Here is a 16,416-nt window from a genome sequence, read left to right as displayed (position 1 = left end):
CTACAGGGTTCCGATCCAGTTGGTGAGGAGCTGCGCTCCGGCGTCGCCGGACTTCTCGGGGTGGAACTGGGTGGCCCACAGGGCGCCGTTCTCCACGGCGGCCACGAAGGGCTTGCCGTGCGTCGAGAAGGTGACCCTGGGCGCGGTCATCGTCGGGTTGTGGATCTCCAGCGTCCAGTCGTGGACGGCGTAGGAGTGCACGAAGTAGTAGCGCGCGTCGGCGTCCAGGCCGGCGAACAGCTCGGAGTCGCCCGGTGCCTCCACCGTGTTCCAGCCCATGTGGGGCACGACCTCGGCCTGCAACGGCTCCACCGAACCCGGCCACTCGCCGAGGCCCTCGGTCTCGACGCCGTGCTCGATGCCGCGCGCGAACAGGATCTGCATGCCGACGCAGATGCCCATCACGGGGCGTCCGCCGGACAGCCGGCGGTCGATGATCCAGTCGCCGCGGGCCTCGGTGAGCCCCTTCATGCAGGCCGCGAAGGCACCGACGCCCGGCACCAGCAGGCCGTCGGCGTTCATGGCCTTGTCGAAGTCACGGGTGATCTCGACATTCGCGCCCGCGCGCGCGAGAGCCCGTTCGGCCGACCTCACATTGCCGAAGCCGTAGTCGAAGACCACGACGCTCTTGGTCGTCAATTCCACACCTCCAGCCTCAGGACGCCCGCGACGAGACACATCGCGGCGCCTATGGAGAGCAACGTGATGAGGCTCTTCGGCATCCCCTGCTTGGCGAAGGAGATGATGCCGCCGACCAGGAAGAGGCCGACGACGATCAGGACGGTGGACAGCCCGTTCACAGCGCGCCCTTCGTGGAAGGCAGGATGCCGGCGGCGCGCGGGTCCTTCTCGCTCGCGTACCGCAGGGCCCGCGCCAGCGCCTTGAACTGGCACTCCACGATGTGGTGGGCGTTGCGCCCGTACGGCACGTGCACGTGCAGCGCGATCTGGGCCTGGGCGACGAAGGACTCCAGGATGTGCCGGGTCATCGTGGTGTCGTACTCGCCGATCATCGGCGCCATCTTCTCGGGCTCGGTGTGCACGAGGTACGGGCGGCCGGACAGGTCGACGGTGACCTGGGCGAGGGACTCGTCCAGCGGGACCGTGCAGTTGCCGAAGCGGTAGATCCCCACCTTGTCGCCGAGGGCCTGCTTGAAGGCGGCGCCCAGCGCGAGGGCGGTGTCCTCGATGGTGTGGTGGGAGTCGATGTGCAGATCGCCCTCGGTCTTCACGGTCAGGTCGAACAGACCGTGCCGGCCGAGCTGGTCGAGCATGTGGTCGTAGAAGCCGACGCCGGTCGCCACATCGACCTGGCCCGTGCCGTCGAGGTTGATCTCGACGAGGACCGAGGTCTCCTTCGTCACTCGCTCCACGCGTCCTACGCGGTTCATGCGCTCTGCTCCTTCTTGATTTCACGTACCGCGTCGAGGAACGCGTCGTTCTCTTCGGGAGTTCCTGCGGACACCCGCAGCCAGCCCGGAATGCCGTTGTCCCGGACCAGGACACCCCGGTCGAGGATCTGCTGCCAGGTCGTGTGCGAGTCCTCGAACCGCCCGAACTGCACGAAGTTCGCGTCCGACTCCACGACGTCGTACCCGGCCGCCCGCAGTTCGGCGACCAGCCGGTCCCGCTCGGACTTCAGCTGCTCGACGTACTTCAGCAGCGTGTCGGTGTGCTCCAGGGCGGCCAGGGCGGTCGCCTGGGTGACGGCCGACAGGTGGTACGGCAGCCGTACGAGCTGGACGGCGTCGACCACGGCGGGGTGCGCCGCGAGATAGCCGAGCCTCAGCCCCGCCGCCCCGAAGGCCTTCGACATCGTCCGGGAGACGACGAGATTCGGCCGGCCTTCGAGCAGCGGCAGCAGCGAGTCGCCGTGGCTGAACTCGATGTACGCCTCGTCGACGACGACCATCGACGGCTTGGCGGCCTGCGCGGCCTCGTACAGCGCGAGGACGGTCTCGCGCGGGACGGCGTTGCCGGTGGGGTTGTTGGGGGTGGTGATGAACACGACGTCGGGGCGGTGCTCGGCGATCGCCTTCGTGGCGGCTTCGACGTCGATCGTGAAGTCGTCGTTGCGCGGGCCGGAGATCCAGCCCGTGCCGGTGCCCCGGGAGATCAGCCCGTGCATCGAGTACGACGGCTCGAAGCCGATCGCCGTACGGCCGGGTCCGCCGAAGGTCTGCAGCAGCTGCTGGATGACCTCGTTGGAGCCGTTCGCGGCCCACACATTGGCGAGCCCGACCTGGTGACCGGACGTGTCCGTCAGGTACTTCGCGAGCTGGGTGCGCAGCTCCACCGCGTCCCGGTCCGGGTAGCGGTTGAGGTCGCGGGCCGCCTCGCGGACGCGCTCGGCGATCCGCTCGACCAGCGGCTCGGGCAGCGGGTAGGGGTTCTCGTTGGTGTTCAGCCGTACGGGGACGTCCAACTGGGGCGCGCCGTAGGGGGACTTGCCGCGCAGCTCGTCCCGTACGGGGAGATCGTCGATGCCAGTCACTTGCTTCCGGGTACCTTCCAGCCGAACCTCGCCTTGACCGCCGCGCCGTGCGCGGGCAGGTCCTCCGCCTCCGCCAGCGTCACCACGTGATGCGCGACCTCGGCCAGCGCGTCCTTCGTGTAGTCGACGATGTGGATGCCGCGCAGGAAGGACTGGACGGACAGGCCCGAGGAGTGGCAGGCGCAGCCGCCGGTGGGCAGCACGTGGTTGGACCCGGCGGCGTAGTCGCCGAGGGAGACCGGCGCCCAGGGCCCGATGAAGATCGCTCCGGCGTTGCGCACCCGGTCGGCCACGGCGGCCGCGTCGGCCGTCTGGATCTCCAGGTGCTCGGCGCCGTACGCGTCCACGACCTTCAGGCCCTCGCCGACGCCGTCGACCAGGACGATCGCGGACTGCCTGCCCTTGAGGGCGGGCACGATCCGGTCGTCGATGTGCTTGGTGGCCGCGACCTGCGGCTCCAGCTCCCTCTCCACCGCGTCCGCGAGCTCCACGGAGTCGGTGACCAGGACGGCGGCCGCGAGCGGGTCGTGCTCGGCCTGGCTGATCAGGTCGGAGGCGACATGCACCGGGTCGGCGGTGGCGTCGGCCAGGATCGCGATCTCGGTCGGGCCCGCCTCGGCGTCGATGCCGATCTTGCCGGTGAAGTAGCGCTTGGCGGCGGCGACCCAGATGTTGCCGGGGCCGGTGACCATGTTGGCGGGCGGGCAGGACTCGGTGCCGTACGCGAACATCGCGACGGCGGTCGCACCACCGGCCGCGTAGACCTCGTCCACGCCGAGCAGCGCGCACGCGGCGAGGATCGTCGGGTGCGGCAGGCCATCGAACTCGGCCTGGGCGGGCGAGGCGAGCGCGATGGACTCGACGCCGGCCTCCTGGGCCGGGACGACGTTCATGATCACGGACGACGGGTAGACGGAACGGCCACCGGGCGCGTACAGCCCGACGCGGTCGACCGGCACCCACTTCTCGGTGACCGAGCCGCCCGGCACGACCTGGGTCGTGTGGTTTGTACGGCGCTGCTCGCGGTGGACGAGACGGGCGCGGCGGATGGACTCCTCCAGGGCCGCGCGCACGGCAGGGTCGAGCTCTTCGAGGGCCTTGGTGAGCGCCTCGGCGGGCACCCGCACCTGCTCCAGCCGCACCCCGTCGAACTTCTCCGCGAAGTCGATCAACGCCGCGTCGCCCCGATGATGCACGGCCTCGCAGATCGGACGCACCTTCTCCAGGGCGGCCGAGACGTCGAAGTCGGCTCGGGGCAGCAGGTCGCGCAGGGCGGGGCCCTCGGGGAGGGCGTCGCCGCGCAGATCGATTCGGGAGATCACGTACGCAATTCTCTCAGACCCGGGTTCGGCGTCGTTCGCGCGTATCACTGGGTGGAACACGAACCCCTCGGGAACCTGGAAGATCACCTTCACGTCTAGCGTTCAGAGCGTCACTCAACGGGCATGAACGGTTGTACTAAACCCGCGAGTAGATGAGAGGGACGGAAGCACCGTGACCGAGGGGGCCGGCATCCGCGACGGAGATCCGCCGGACGATCTGACCGCCGCCGAGATAGGCATGTGGCAGGCCTTCCGCAACGGCAGCGTGTACGACCTGAGCAGCGGCGACACCGCCGTCGACGACCCGCACGGCGGGCATCCCTGGGGCGAGGAGCGGACCATACGCGCGCGTATCGTCTGCTGGCTGCTCCTGGACGGGCCGCCCGCCCTCGCCGGCCGGGTGTCCTCGCTGAAGCTGGCCGGCGTGCGGATCATCGGCACGATGGACCTCGCGGGCGGCACCGTGCAGCCGTACGTCGAGATGCGCGGCTGCCGCTTCGACCGTGAGGTCCTGCTGCCGGAGGCCCGCTTCACGACCATACGGCTGGTGGACTGCGCGGTGCCCCGCCTGGAGGCGGCCCGGGTGCACACCGAGGGCGATCTGCATCTGCCGCGCTGCCGGTTCCACAACGGCGTACGGCTCACCGACGCCCACATCGGCACCGATCTGCTGCTGAACCAGGCGACCGTCTACCGGGACCGCAGCGGGCGCTCGATCGCCGCGGACGGCATCAGCGTCGGCCAGGACCTCCAGGCCGAGATGCTGGAGTCGCACGGCGAGCTGAGCCTGCGCGGGGCCAGCATCGGCGTGTCGCTGAGCCTGCGCGGCGCCCGGCTGGTCAACCCGTACACCCGGCTCGCGCTGAACGCCCCGCAGCTGACCGTCGGGCGCACGCTCTACATGACCCCGGCGGGCGTCGGCAGCCCCCTGCTGAGCGGCCGCACTCCCGCGCGCGGGACGCGCATCCAGCGGTTCGAGTGCCAGGGCGGGGTGCGCCTCGACGACGGGCGGTTCGGGGACGCCGTCGACCTGGAGCGGGCCCGGTTCACCTTCACCGACGAGCAGGAGCTGTCGCTGCGCCGCATCCAGACGCCCGAGCTGCGCTTCCTCGGGGAGCGGCCGGAGCGCGGCGGAGTGGTGCTGTCGGGGGCGCGGACCGTCAATCTGATGGACCGCGCGGACGCCTGGCCGGAGCCCGGGCTGCTGCACATGAGCGGCTTCACCTACGAGAACCTCGTGCCGCGCGGCCCGTTCCCGCTGGCGCGGCGGCTGGCGTGGGTGGCCGCGGCGACCGCCGAGTACAACCCGGAGCCGTACGAGCGGCTGGCCGCCGTACTGCGCAACAGCGGTGAGGACGAGGACGCGCGCGAGGTGCTGCTCGCCAAGCAGCGCCGCCGCCGCGAGACACTGCCGCCGGCGGCCAAGACGTGGGGGTACCTCCAGGACTGGATGGTCGCCTACGGCTATCGGCCCGGCCGGGCGGCCGTGTGGATGGCGCTGCTGTGGGCGGCGAGCTCGGTGGCCTTCAACTACGCCGACCCTCCGCCGCTCAAGGGCGGTGAGCATCCGACGTGGAGTCCTCCCCTGTTCGCCCTGGACCTGCTGCTTCCGGTGATCGACCTCGGCCAGGTCGGGTTCTGGCAGCTGACCGGCGCCTGGCAGTGGCTGGCCGCGTCGATGATCCTGCTGGGCTGGGTCCTGGCGACGACGGTGGCGACGGGGGCGACGCGGCTGCTGCGCCGAAGCTGACCCCTGCCGGAAAGCTGTCGAGCCGGACAGTTGTCGAAAGGTACCCCTTTACCGGTTCTTGACCGACGGGCGTACAACTTTCCACGGGTTGGCCGTTCCCTCTGGCGCGGCGTGACCAGCGGTCTTTCAATGGTCAACACCATGGCTTCGATGCTTCCGTTCGGCCGTGCGTCCCGGACGACCGTCAAGCACCCCGTCGCAGGGCTCCCCGCCGACGACGAGGTGCTCCTCGACGCACCCGACGACCGCCTCGGCCCGGCGCTGGTCGCGGCCGGACAGGGCGACCACGAACCCGCCGCCGCGCTGCTCGCCGGCACGCGCCGGCACGGGCAGTGGGAGTACCGCGACCGCTACACGCTGCACCTGGCCGCCTTCGCCCGCTCACGCCCGGAGTGGCTGGAGTCCTGGTACGCCGCCGCCCCGCAGGACCCCGACGCGCTGCTGATCAGGGCGCAGGTCGCGGTGGACCACGCCTGGCGGTCACCGGCCCGGGCCGAGGTCCTGCGCGGGGTGAGCCCGCTGATCACCGCCGCCGCCCGTGCCGACGACGGCGACCCGGTGCCGTGGCGGATCGCCCTGGACCATGCGCGCGGCTCACGCGCCGGGCACACCTACTTCGGGGAACTGTGGGAGGCGGCGCTGCGCCGCGCCCCGCGCCACTACGGCTGCCATGTGGCCGCCCTGCGCTATCTGGCCTCCTCCTGGCACGGCTCCCACAGGGAGTGCCTGGACTTCGCCGACCGGGCCGCTCAGGACGCCCCGTCCGACTCCCTCGTCCAGGCGCTGCCCACCCGGGCGGTCCTCGCCTACCTCAACGACGACTGCGGCCCGGGCGTGCCGCGCGAGCGGCTGGACCAGGCGGCGGACCGGGCGGTCGCCCTCTCCGCCCGTTTCCCGGCGGCCGACCTGTGGCCCGCCGTGATCCGCAACAAGCTGACGTACGTCCTGGTACGCCTCGGCCGCTGGGAGGACGCCCTGGAGCAGCTGCGCCTGATCGGGCCGTACGCCACCTCCTTCCCGTGGAGCCGGCTCTCCGACGATCCGCTGGGCCGGTTCCTGGAGGTGCGCGACGAGGTGGGGCTGCGGGTCGCGGCGTCCGGTGCCGCCCGGGGCGGGCATCCACACAGTGGGCGGGCCGGACGCGTTCACTCCGGCGACCACTAGGCTTTGGCGCCGTGACCGTCCGCCTTCCGCTCTTCCCCCTGAACTCGGTGTTGTTCCCGGGACTCGTGCTGCCGCTCAACGTCTTCGAGGAGCGGTATCGCGCCATGATGCGCGAGCTGCTGAAGACCCCCGAGGAGGAACCCCGCCGTTTCGCCGTCCTCGCCATCCGTGACGGCCACGAGGTGGCCCCGAGCGCGCCCGGCATGCCGGACCCGACGGCGCAGCCCGACCGGGGGCCGGCGGCGGGGTTCGGCCCCGACCCGGCGAAGTCCTTCCACGGGGTGGGCTGTGTGGCGGACGCGGCGACGATCCGGGAGCGGGCCGACGGCACGTTCGAGGTGCTGGCCACGGGTACGACGCGGGTGCGGCTGGTGTCGGTGGACACGACGGGCCCGTTCCTCACCGCCGAGCTGGAGGAACTCCCGGAGGAGCCGGGCGACGAGGCGGGAGCGCTGGCGGAAGGGGTCCTGCGTGCCTTCCGCCAGTACCAGAAGCGCCTGGCGGGTGCCCGTGAGCGCTCCCTGTCATCGACGGCCGACCTGCCCGACCAGCCCGCGGTGGTCTCCTACCTGGTCGCGGCGGCGATGATGCTGGACACACCGACCAAGCAGCGGCTGCTCCAGGCCCCCGACACCGCGTCCCGGCTGCGCGACGAGCTGAAACTCCTTCGCGCCGAGACCTCGATCATCCGTACCCTGCCGTCGCTGCCGGCGTCGGACCTGACGCGCGGCCCGACGAGCCTGAACTGACGTCTGAGGATCCGGCACGATGGCGAAGAAGTCGAAGAAGAACCAGCAGGGCGGCACCCCCGCGACGGTGGCCCTGACTGCTGCGGGCACCCCGTACACCCTCCACTCCTACGACCACGACCCCTCCCACCCCTCCTACGGCGAGGAGGCGGCGGAGGCGATGGGCGTCTCCCCGGACCGGGTCTTCAAGACCCTCGTGGCGGACGTGGACGGCACCCTCACGGTGGCCGTGGTCCCGGTGGCGGGCCAGCTGGACCTCAAGGCCCTGGCCTCGGCGGTCGGCGGCAAACGCGCGGTGATGGCCGACCCGACCCTCGCCGAACGCACCACGGGCTACGTCCGGGGCGGCATCTCCCCCCTGGGCCAGCGCAAGAGACTCCCCACGGTCCTGGACACCTCGGCCTCGGCCCACCCCACGATCTGCGTCTCGGCGGGCCGCCGCGGCCTGGAGGTCGAACTCTCCCCCGAGGACCTCACCCACCTCACGAACGCCACCCTCGCCCCCATCGGACGTGCGTGACCCCTCGACGGCGGCGGTCTTCTCGGTTAACTACGAAAGACATGTCGAAAAAAACCCGCAAACGAAAGTGGCGCACCAAGAAGGGCCGCTCAAACCACGGCCACCGCCCTGCGTGACCATCCGGAAGGGGCGGCACCTCTCAACGCTGGCCCGCCCCTTCCAGCCCGTCCGGCGTCTGAGGACAAGGCCCCTTCAGGGCCGGAGCGGGGTCTGGGGCGGCAGCCCCAGTGGGGTCGAAGGGGCGAAGCCCCTGGAGGACGGGACGGGTAGGGGCGGCGGGGGCGAAAAGGAAGCCGGCGCGACCACGACCCACCGAACCCCTACGCCGGCGGCACCCCATACGGCCCCTGCGGCTGCTGAGCGCCCTGGGCCTCCCCATACGGATCCGCGTCCCGGGGCCCGAACAACGCCGTCAGCCCGAGGTGGACCACCAGCGCGGCCAACGGCCAGGCCAGCAACGCCCCCTTCGCCCCCAGCTCCGCCGGCGCCGAGAACGCAACCCCCTTGCCCACTTCCTTCGCATGGGCGATCACATCATCCGTAGGCCCGAGCCACACCCCGACCCGCCACGCCAGCAACGCCCCGAGCAGCCCCCCGACCGCCAGCGCCACCACCAACGGCACACCCCCACGCCGCCGCCACAGAAACACGGCAAACGCACTGACCAGCCCAAACGCAAGCGCAAGCAGAGTGAACGTTCCGTCCACCCCGATCGCCTGCTCCCCCTCGGAATCCTTGAAGTAGACGACCCAGCTGCCGTCGACGACATCCCCCACCAGCGGCACACCCGGCGCCAGCCGCCACCACAGCACCCCGAGCAGCGCCCCGAAGAGCGCCACCACGACCACGACGACGGCGGCCTCTCGCAGCTCGGTCTTCATGCCGGGACCGTCCTGTTCGTACGAGCCATATATGCCGTACGGATGGTGAGCGCCGTGCGGACCCGATACCCCGCCAGGGGCACCGGATATGACGTCATGCGGCACGGAAGCCGCGGACCCGGCAGCGGGCGGCTGCCACCCCCCGTTGGGGGACGGTTCACGCGGCGGCGGTGGAGGAGTCAGCGGAGCGGTCACTCTGCCATCGTGCCAGGCCGACCTGTGCGGCGCGTCACCGGACGGCCGCCCGGCGGTACGCCCAGGTGGCGACGGCAAGCGAGACGACGCCGACAACCCCGCACACAGCCAGGTCACCGAGCACGAACGCCCAGTCCGGCCGCTCCCCGAAGGTCCGCGCGAACGCTTCCACGCCGTACGTCGACGGCAGCAGATCCCGGGCGAGACGCACCACCTCGGGCATCCGGTCGGCGGGCAGCACGCCCAGCAGCAGCGCGGCCGACATGCCCAGCTGCCCGAGCAGTGTGGCCAGTTCGGGCCGCGGCGCGAGCAGCCCGAGCGCCGCCCCGAGCCCGGCGAGCGCGGCCCCGGCCAGCGGGATCACCGCGACGAGCACCCATAGATGCGCCATCGGCAGCCCGAACAGCACACAGCCGAAGACGGCGGTCACCACGGTCCCCGGCACGGTGAAGGAGGCGTACGCCCCCGCCGCCCCCAGCACCACCGCGGCGGGCGGCACCGGCAGCGTGGCGTAGTGGTCGAGCCCGCCGCTGGCCCGCAGCTGCCCGAAGTACTGGGCGAGCAGGTTCAGCGCGACGAAGGCGACCACGAGCACCGCCGATCCGGCGACGACGGCCTGCGCCTCGGCCCCGCCGTCGACGACCCCGCGCATCAGGATCATGATCCCGATCGACTGGAAGGTCGCCACGAACAGCAGCGGAATGCGCGCGACCCGGGCCCGGGACAGCTGCGCCCGGTACACGGCACCCAGCGCCGGCCACAGCCGCGCCCGCGGCCCGAGCTCGGCGGCGGCCGGGGAGGCCGTCTCGTCCACGGGCAGGGCGCTGCCCGGCAGAACCTCGGCGGGTACGACACTCACGTGGCGCTGCTCCCTTTCGTATGGGCGATCACTGGGGAGGTGGCCCTGACCCGTACAGAATCCGATACGTACACGACGGCCCGCGCGCTCACGCTTTCACCAACCCCTGCTCCGCGTCCCCGCCCAGCGCCAGATACACGTCCTCCAGGCTGGGCGTGGCGAGCGTGAAGTCGTCCAGTGCCGCGAAGGCGGCGCCGCCGGTGACGGTGGCGACGACCGCGCGGGCCTCCTCGGGGGCGAGCCGCAGCGTCCAGCGGCGGCCGGACTCCACGACCCGGTCCTGGAGCGCGGCGACCTCGGGCACGTCCAGGGGCGCCCGCTCCCGCCACAGCAGCTCGACCCGGACCTCTCCGGCGACCCGCTCTTTCAGCCCCGACGGTGTGTCACAGGCGATGACCCGCCCCCGGTCGAGCACGGCGACCCGGTCGAGCACGGTCTCGGCCTCGATGACGTTGTGGGTGACGAGCAGCACGGTCGTGCCGCGCTCGGCCCGGCGCCGGTCCACGGCCGACCACACGGCCCGCCGCGCCACCGGGTCCATGGCGGTGGTCGGCTCGTCGAGCACGAGCAGCGGCCGCTCGCCCACCAGCGCGGCGGCGAAGCAGGCGAGCCTGCGCTGTCCGCCGGACAGCTTCTTGATCGGCCGCCCGGCGAGCGGCTGGAGGCCCAGCTCGTCGAGTACGGCGTCCCGCTCGTCCCGCGCCTGGCGCACATCCAGGCCGCGCAGCCGCCCGGTCGTCTCGGCGGCGAGGGACACGGTCAGATCGTCGAGGGCGGTCGACTCCTGCCCGAGGTAGGCGAGGATGCGCGCGGCCCGCTCGGGGTGGCGCACGATGTCGTGGCCGAGGATCTCGACGCGGCCGGCGTCGGGCCGCATCAGTCCGGTGAGCTGTCGTACGAGAGTGGTCTTGCCGGCGCCGTTCGGCCCGAGGAGCCCGAAGATCTCGCCGCGCCGGATGTCCAGCCGTACGTCGTCGGTGGCCCGTACCTCGGGCGTCGCCGGCACGCCGCGCCGTCCCCGTACCGCGGGATAGGTCTTGGTCAGCCCGCGCACGGCACACACGACATCATCACTGTGCCGAAGTGCCTGTCCCACGCGCGTACTCACAAGGGACGAGACTACGGGGTCCGGGCCCCGCTTCCGTCCTCGGGGCGGCCACTCGGTACAAAACCGCTCATCACGGCGCGGCCCGGGTCACTCCCCCGCGGGAGCGTGCTCCGCGGCCGTCCGTACGTCGATCTCCCGCCAGAACCCGGCCCGGATCGCGTACCGGTCGTGTTCGTCGATCTGGTCGTCCTTGTGCGCGAGCAGCCCGAACCGGGCCGCGTAGCGCAGCAGCTCGCCGTCGATCCGGTGCGGGATGCGCGGATACATCCCGGACAGCCGTTGCAGATGGCCCTGGTCGCCGAGGCGTGCCATCCACCGGCGTGCGAAGACCTGCCCCACCTCGTAGGGGTCGCCGCCGACCGTGGTGATGTCCTCCTCGCGGTCGGCCCATCGCTGCTCGGCCGTGGTCAGCTGGGCGAGCGTCGGCATGGAGGAGGCCTCGGCGGGCTCGGCGGCGACGCCGGGCCGGTCGACCCAGCCCTTGTCGGAGGACCAGCGCAGCGTCGCGCTCGCCGGGTGCTGGGCCGGCTGGACGCCGGGGGCGCGCAGGGCGGCGAGGTCCTTCGGTGTGGGCACGCCCTTGGGTGTGGGGATCCGCTCCTGTGTGCCGTTCTCCGAGGCGGCGGCCGGTGGGCGCTCGCCGTCCTCGGGGGGCCGCTCGGCCGCCGCGCCGAGCGCGGAGTCGGGCAGCGGCGCGGACAGGATCGCGGCGATCTCGGGCCGCGGCGCGGGCGGTGGCGCGCACACCCCGGTGAGCTCCTTGGCGCGTACGGCCTTGGTGATCCAGGTACGGTCCAGGACTCGCCGTTCGTCCGCCTCGGCGACCAGGTCCTCGGACTGGTTGTAGTCACCGTCGGCGGCCTGCACGGCCCACAGGTGTACGGCGACGCCGTGCTCCTTGGCGGCCATCATGCCCGGCAGCAGATCGCCGTCGCCGGTCACCAGCACGATGTCGGAGCAGGCGCGGTTGCGGGCCAGCTCGGTCAGCTCGGCGTGCATCGCGGCGTCCACGCCCTTCTGCGCCCAGCGGCCGTCGCTGCGGGTGAGGGCGCCGAGCCGGACGGTGACCCGGGGCATGACGCGCAGCCTGCGGTGCTCGGGCTGGGGGACTCGGTCGGGGGCGCCGTCGAACCAGTAGATGCGCAGCAGGGGCCGTTCCGTGTCGGACTCGGCGCGTTCGCGCAGCCCCTGGATGAGGGCGGTGTGATCGACGGTGATCCGGGACCGGGAGGGTTCGCCGGCGAGCAGGCTGGCGGCGGCCCCCAGCAGATACCCGGCGTCCACCAGGACGATGCAGCGGTCCACGCGACTCACCCTCTTCCCGGGAGGTTTGCTTCGGGCTTCCTTCGAGTCTGCCCGACCGCGCGGGGGTTAACGGGGCGAACTCGATCTTCGGCGTGGCGTTTCGAGGTATCGGCTATGAGGCGCGCCATGCCTCACGCCCCGACAACCGCTGTTACACAGGGTAATTATCCGAAATGCGTTCTTTATCAGCCTATGTGAATCTGGTCCCGGCCCTGGCCCCTAGATCCCCCACAGGAGGCAGCACCATGGCCAAGAACAAGAAGCAGGACCGGAAGCAGCCGCAGTCCGAGCGTGGTCAGCAGCAGGCCCAGCAGTCCTCGATGGAGACGCAGGCCGAGCAGCGCGCCACGCAGGTGACCCCGGGCGACATGGCCCGCAAGGGTCGGCAGAAGCGCTTCGGTCATAACTGACATCTGCATAACGGGTTGTTGAGACCCAGGCACAGGAGAGGGGCGCACCCGCGCGGGTGCGCCCCTCTCGCGCTGTGTGCGCCGCGGGTCAGCCGGCCAGGCAGGACGGGCCGAGCAGCACCTTCAAGTCGCCGAAGAGCGCCGGGTCGGGCTTCACCCGGTGCCGGTCGAGGCGCAGCACCGTCGTCTTCGTCGGCCCCTGGAGCTTGATGCGGACCTCGCTCTCGCCCTTGTGATGGCTGAGGATCTCGCCGAGGCGGCTGACCATCGGCGGGGTGACCCTGGTGGCCGGGATGGTGAGGATCACGGGCGCGTTGGTGCCCGCGTTGGACAGGTCGGGGACCTGGAGTTCCATCGCGACCAGACGCGGCACGTCCTCGCGCTTGTCGAGGCGGCCCTTGACGAACACGACGGCGTCCTCGACAAGTTGGGTCGACACCAGCTGGTACGTCGCCGGGAAGAACATGCACTCGATGGAGCCGGCGAGGTCCTCGACGGTGGCGATCGCCCAGGCGTTGCCCTGCTTGGTCATCTTGCGCTGGAGGCCCGAGATGATGCCGCCGATGGTCACCACGGCGCCGTCGGCGTGCTCGCCGCCCGTCAGCTGGGCGATGCCCGCGTCGGCCTTGTCGGACAGCACGTGCTCCAGGCCGAAGAGCGGGTGGTCGGAGACATACAGACCGAGCATCTCCCGCTCCTGGGCGAGCAGATAGGTCTTCTCCCACTCGTCCGTGGTGAATTCCACGTCGAGTCCGAAGCCCGGCTCGTTGTTCTCCTCCTCGCCCATGCCGCCGAAGAGGTCGAACTGGCCCTCGGCCTCCTTGCGCTTGACCGCGACCACATTGTCGATCATCGGCTCGAAGTGCGCGGTGAGGCCCTTGCGGGTGTGCCCCAGGCTGTCGAACGCGCCCGCCTTGATCAGTGATTCGGTGGTGCGCTTGTTGCACGCGGTGGCGTCGACCTTGTCGAGGTAGTCGGGGAAGGAGCCGTACTTGCCCTTCGCCTTACGGCTCTTGATGATCGACTCGACGACGTTGGTGCCGACGTTGCGCACCGCCTCCAGGCCGAAGAGGATCACGTCGTCGCCCTGGGCGGCGAAGTTGTGCACCGACTCGTTGACGTTCGGCGGGAGCACCTTGATGCCCATGCGCCGGCATTCGTTCAGGTAGACCGCCGACTTGTCCTTGTCGTCCTTGACGGAGGTCAGCAGAGCGGCCATGTACTCGGCGGGGTGGTTCGCCTTGAGGTAGGCCGTCCAGTACGACACCAGGCCGTACGCGGCGGAGTGCGCCTTGTTGAACGCGTAGCCGGCGAACGGGACCAGCACGTCCCACAGGGCCTGGATGGCCTCGTCGCTGTAGCCCTTGTCGCGGGCGCCCTTCTGGAAGAGGACGAAGTTCTTCGCCAGTTCGTCGGGCTTCTTCTTGCCCATCACGCGGCGCAGGATGTCGGCCTCGCCGAGCGAGTACCCGGCGATGATCTGGGCGGCCTTCTGCACCTGCTCCTGGTAGACGATCAGGCCGTAGGTGACGGCCAGGACCTCTTCGAGGGGCTCCTCCAGCTCCTTGTGGATCGGGGTGATCTCCTGGAGCTTGTTCTTGCGCAGGGCGTAGTTGGTGTGCGAGTCCATGCCCATCGGGCCGGGACGGTACAGCGCGGAGACGGCGGAGATGTCTTCGAAGTTGTCGGGCTTCATCAGCCGCAGCAGCGAACGCATCGGTCCGCCGTCGAACTGGAAGACGCCCAGGGTGTCGCCGCGCTGGAGGAGTTCGAAGGTCTTCGGGTCGTCGAGCGGCAGGGACAGCAGGTCGAGATCGATGCCCTTGTTGGACTTCACCATCTTGTTGGCGTCGTCCATGATCGTCAGGTTGCGCAGGCCGAGGAAGTCCATCTTCAGCAGGCCGAGCGACTCGCACTGCGGGTAGTCCCACTGCGTGATGGTGACGCCGTCGGTGTGCCGCACCCAGATCGGGGCGTGGTCGACGATGGGCTCGCTGGACATGATCACGCCGGCCGCGTGCACGCCCATCTGCCGGACCAGGCCCTCGACGCCCTTCGCGGTGTCGATGACCTTCTTGACGTCCGGTTCGTTCTCGTACATTCCCCGGATCTCGCCCGCCTCGCTGTAGCGCGGGTGCGAGGGGTTGGTGATGCCGTCGAGGTCGATGCCCTTGCCGAGGACGTCGGCGGGCATCGCCTTGGTGAGGCGGTCGCCCATCGCGTACGGGTAGCCCAGCACGCGCGCGGAGTCCTTGATGGCGTTCTTCGCCTTGATCTTGCCGTAGGTGCCGATCATGGCGACCTTGTCGGCGCCGTACTTCTCCGTCACGTACCTGATCACCTCGACGCGCCTGCGCTCGTCGAAGTCGATGTCGACATCGGGCATGGAGACGCGCTCGGGGTTGAGGAACCGCTCGAAGATCAGGCCGTGCGGGATCGGGTCGAGGTCGGTGATGCCCATGGCGTAGGCGACGATCGAGCCGGCCGCGGAGCCTCGGCCGGGGCCGACCGCGATGCCGTTGTTCTTGGCCCACATGATGAAGTCGGCGACGACGAGGAAGTAGCCCGGGAACCCCATCTGGATGATGACGTCCATCTCGTACTCGGCCTGCTTCTGCCGGTCCTCGGGGACACCGCCCGGGAAGCGGCGCTCCATGCCGACCCGGACCTCCTCCTTGAACCAGGTGACCTCGGTGTAGCCGTCGGGGATGTCGAACTTCGGCATGAGGTTCTTCGCCTCGAACATGCCGTCGGTGTCGACCATCTCGGCGACGAGGAGCGTGTTGGCGCAGCCCTCCTGCCAGGCGTCCGAGGAGTCGACGGCGTACATCTCGTCCGTGGACTTCAGGTAGTAGCCGGTGCCGTCGAACTTGAAGCGGTCCGGGTCGGAGAGGTTCTTGCCGGTCTGGATGCACAGCAGGGCGTCATGGGCGGTCGCCTCGTGCGCGTACGTGTAGTGCGAGTCGTTGGTGACCAGCGGGGGGATGCCGAGCTTCTTGCCGATCTCCAGGAGGCCCTTGCGGACCCGGTGCTCGATCTTGATGCCGTGGTCCATCAGCTCCAGGAAGTAGCGGTCCTTGCCGAAGATGTCCTGGTAGTCGGCCGCCGCCTTGAGGGCTTCCTCCTCCTGCCCCAGCCGCAGCCGGGTCTGGACCTCGCCGGAGGGGCAGCCGGTGGAGGCGACGATCCCCTCGGACCACTGGGAGATGGTCTCCTTGTCCATCCGGGGCCACTTCTGCAGCCAGCCCTCGGCGTACGCGTCCGAGGACAGCCGGAAGAGGTTGTGCAGGCCCGTCTTGTTCACGGCCCACATCGTCTTGTGGGTGTAACCACCGGAACCGGACACGTCGTCACGCTTCTGGTGCGGCTGGCCCCACTGGATCTTGCGCTTGTTGCGCCGGGACTCGGGGGCGACATACGCCTCGATCCCGATGATCGGGGTGACCCCGGCCTTCTTCGCGGAGTGGAAGAAGTCGTACGCCCCGTGGAGGTTGCCGTGGTCGGACATGGCGATGTGCGTCATGCCCATCTCATTGCACGCGTTGAACATGTCCTTGAGCCGCGCGGCACCGTCCAGCAGCGAGTACTGGGTGTGGACGTGCAGGTGCGTGAACGGCGGCTTTGACACGGCTTGGCCTCCATGGAAAACGCTCGGTGACA

General features: G+C 70.5%; 15 protein-coding genes. 5 read left to right on the top strand and 10 right to left on the bottom strand.

Annotated elements, in window-relative coordinates; all coding sequences use genetic code 11:
• Genes hisH through hisD form a run of 5 tightly spaced genes read right to left on the bottom strand, consistent with a single transcriptional unit; the run spans position 1 to position 3,815 of the window.
• Entirely contained in the window at positions 1–645 is a 645-nt protein-coding gene (gene hisH, locus IE325_RS15570; protein ID WP_190070493.1) for an imidazole glycerol phosphate synthase subunit HisH, read from the bottom strand.
• Positions 636–800, bottom strand: coding sequence for a CG2302 family histidine operon protein (locus IE325_RS15565; protein WP_163017020.1), 165 nt, complete (start codon positions 798–800; stop codon positions 636–638). The genes hisH and IE325_RS15565 overlap by 10 nt, the downstream gene beginning before the upstream one ends.
• Positions 797–1,390 (bottom strand): imidazoleglycerol-phosphate dehydratase HisB, encoded by a 594-nt coding sequence (hisB, locus tag IE325_RS15560; RefSeq protein WP_190070492.1) that lies wholly within the window; start codon positions 1,388–1,390, stop codon positions 797–799. The genes IE325_RS15565 and hisB overlap by 4 nt, the downstream gene beginning before the upstream one ends.
• Positions 1,387–2,493 (bottom strand): histidinol-phosphate transaminase, encoded by a 1,107-nt coding sequence (locus IE325_RS15555; RefSeq protein WP_190070491.1) that lies wholly within the window; start codon positions 2,491–2,493, stop codon positions 1,387–1,389. The genes hisB and IE325_RS15555 overlap by 4 nt, the downstream gene beginning before the upstream one ends.
• Positions 2,490–3,815 (bottom strand): histidinol dehydrogenase, encoded by a 1,326-nt coding sequence (gene hisD, locus IE325_RS15550; RefSeq protein WP_190070490.1) that lies wholly within the window; start codon positions 3,813–3,815, stop codon positions 2,490–2,492. Before hisD ends, IE325_RS15555 begins: the two co-directional genes overlap by 4 nt.
• Before the next feature lie 172 nt (positions 3,816–3,987).
• Here hisD and IE325_RS15545 point away from each other — a divergent pair, with 172 nt between their 5' ends.
• The 4 genes from IE325_RS15545 (at position 3,988) to ybaK (ending at position 7,998) form a co-directional block, all read left to right on the top strand.
• Positions 3,988–5,565 carry an oxidoreductase gene (locus IE325_RS15545; RefSeq protein ID WP_190070489.1) on the top strand — a complete coding sequence of 526 codons (1,578 nt, stop codon included), beginning with the start codon at positions 3,988–3,990 and terminating at the stop codon, positions 5,563–5,565.
• A 129-nt stretch (positions 5,566–5,694) separates the two neighbouring features.
• Positions 5,695–6,729, top strand: coding sequence for a hypothetical protein (locus tag IE325_RS15540; protein ID WP_190070488.1), 1,035 nt, complete (start codon positions 5,695–5,697; stop codon positions 6,727–6,729).
• An 11-nt stretch (positions 6,730–6,740) separates the two neighbouring features.
• Positions 6,741–7,478, top strand: a complete 738-nt coding sequence (locus IE325_RS15535; RefSeq protein WP_190070487.1) for an LON peptidase substrate-binding domain-containing protein — start codon at positions 6,741–6,743, stop codon at positions 7,476–7,478.
• Positions 7,479–7,497: 19 nt separating this feature from the next.
• The gene (ybaK, locus tag IE325_RS15530) at positions 7,498–7,998 is read left to right on the top strand and encodes a Cys-tRNA(Pro) deacylase (protein WP_190070486.1); all 501 of its coding nucleotides are present in this window, start codon (positions 7,498–7,500) and stop codon (positions 7,996–7,998) included.
• A 320-nt stretch (positions 7,999–8,318) separates the two neighbouring features.
• On the opposite strand, the gene IE325_RS15525 is transcribed toward ybaK, so the two are convergent.
• The 4 genes from IE325_RS15525 to IE325_RS15510 all read right to left on the bottom strand — a co-directional run bounded on the left by IE325_RS15525 (position 8,319) and on the right by IE325_RS15510 (position 12,346).
• Positions 8,319–9,074, bottom strand: a complete 756-nt coding sequence (locus tag IE325_RS15525; protein WP_190070485.1) for an AAA family ATPase — start codon at positions 9,072–9,074, stop codon at positions 8,319–8,321.
• 34 nt (positions 9,075–9,108) lie between these two features.
• Positions 9,109–9,933, bottom strand: coding sequence for an ABC transporter permease (locus tag IE325_RS15520; RefSeq protein ID WP_190070484.1), 825 nt, complete (start codon positions 9,931–9,933; stop codon positions 9,109–9,111).
• 88 nt (positions 9,934–10,021) lie between these two features.
• Positions 10,022–10,996 (bottom strand): ABC transporter ATP-binding protein, encoded by a 975-nt coding sequence (locus IE325_RS15515; RefSeq protein ID WP_190070812.1) that lies wholly within the window; start codon positions 10,994–10,996, stop codon positions 10,022–10,024.
• Positions 10,997–11,128: 132 nt separating this feature from the next.
• The gene (locus tag IE325_RS15510) at positions 11,129–12,346 is read right to left on the bottom strand and encodes an NYN domain-containing protein (protein WP_190070483.1); all 1,218 of its coding nucleotides are present in this window, start codon (positions 12,344–12,346) and stop codon (positions 11,129–11,131) included.
• A gap of 245 nt (positions 12,347–12,591) precedes the next feature.
• On the opposite strand from IE325_RS15510, the gene IE325_RS15505 reads away from it, so the two are divergent.
• Complete coding sequence (locus tag IE325_RS15505; protein ID WP_093907043.1) at positions 12,592–12,756, top strand: hypothetical protein; 165 nt, start codon at positions 12,592–12,594, stop codon at positions 12,754–12,756.
• An 88-nt stretch (positions 12,757–12,844) separates the two neighbouring features.
• Here IE325_RS15505 and dnaE read toward each other — a convergent pair whose 3' ends face one another.
• Positions 12,845–16,384: a DNA polymerase III subunit alpha gene (dnaE, locus tag IE325_RS15500; protein WP_190070482.1), complete on the bottom strand. Its 3,540-nt coding sequence runs from the start codon at positions 16,382–16,384 to the stop codon at positions 12,845–12,847.
• Between the last annotated feature and the right edge of the window lie 32 nt (positions 16,385–16,416).

Origin of the sequence: Streptomyces lanatus (assembly GCF_014655715.1) — a bacterium.
Lineage (GTDB): Bacteria > Actinomycetota > Actinomycetes > Streptomycetales > Streptomycetaceae > Streptomyces > Streptomyces lanatus.
This window is presented reverse-complemented; position numbering and strand designations above follow the sequence as displayed.

What these genes read in the sequence shown, in the direction of transcription:
- IE325_RS15505 (WP_093907043.1), top strand. Translation starts at nt 12,592, where the DNA reads ATGGCCAAGAACAAGAAGCAGGACCGGAAGCAGCCGCAGTCCGAGCGT.
- IE325_RS15540 (WP_190070488.1), top strand. Translation starts at nt 5,695, where the DNA reads ATGGTCAACACCATGGCTTCGATGCTTCCGTTCGGCCGTGCGTCCCGG.
- hisB (WP_190070492.1), bottom strand. Translation starts at nt 1,390, where the DNA reads ATGAACCGCGTAGGACGCGTGGAGCGAGTGACGAAGGAGACCTCGGTC.
- ybaK (WP_190070486.1), top strand. Translation starts at nt 7,498, where the DNA reads ATGGCGAAGAAGTCGAAGAAGAACCAGCAGGGCGGCACCCCCGCGACG.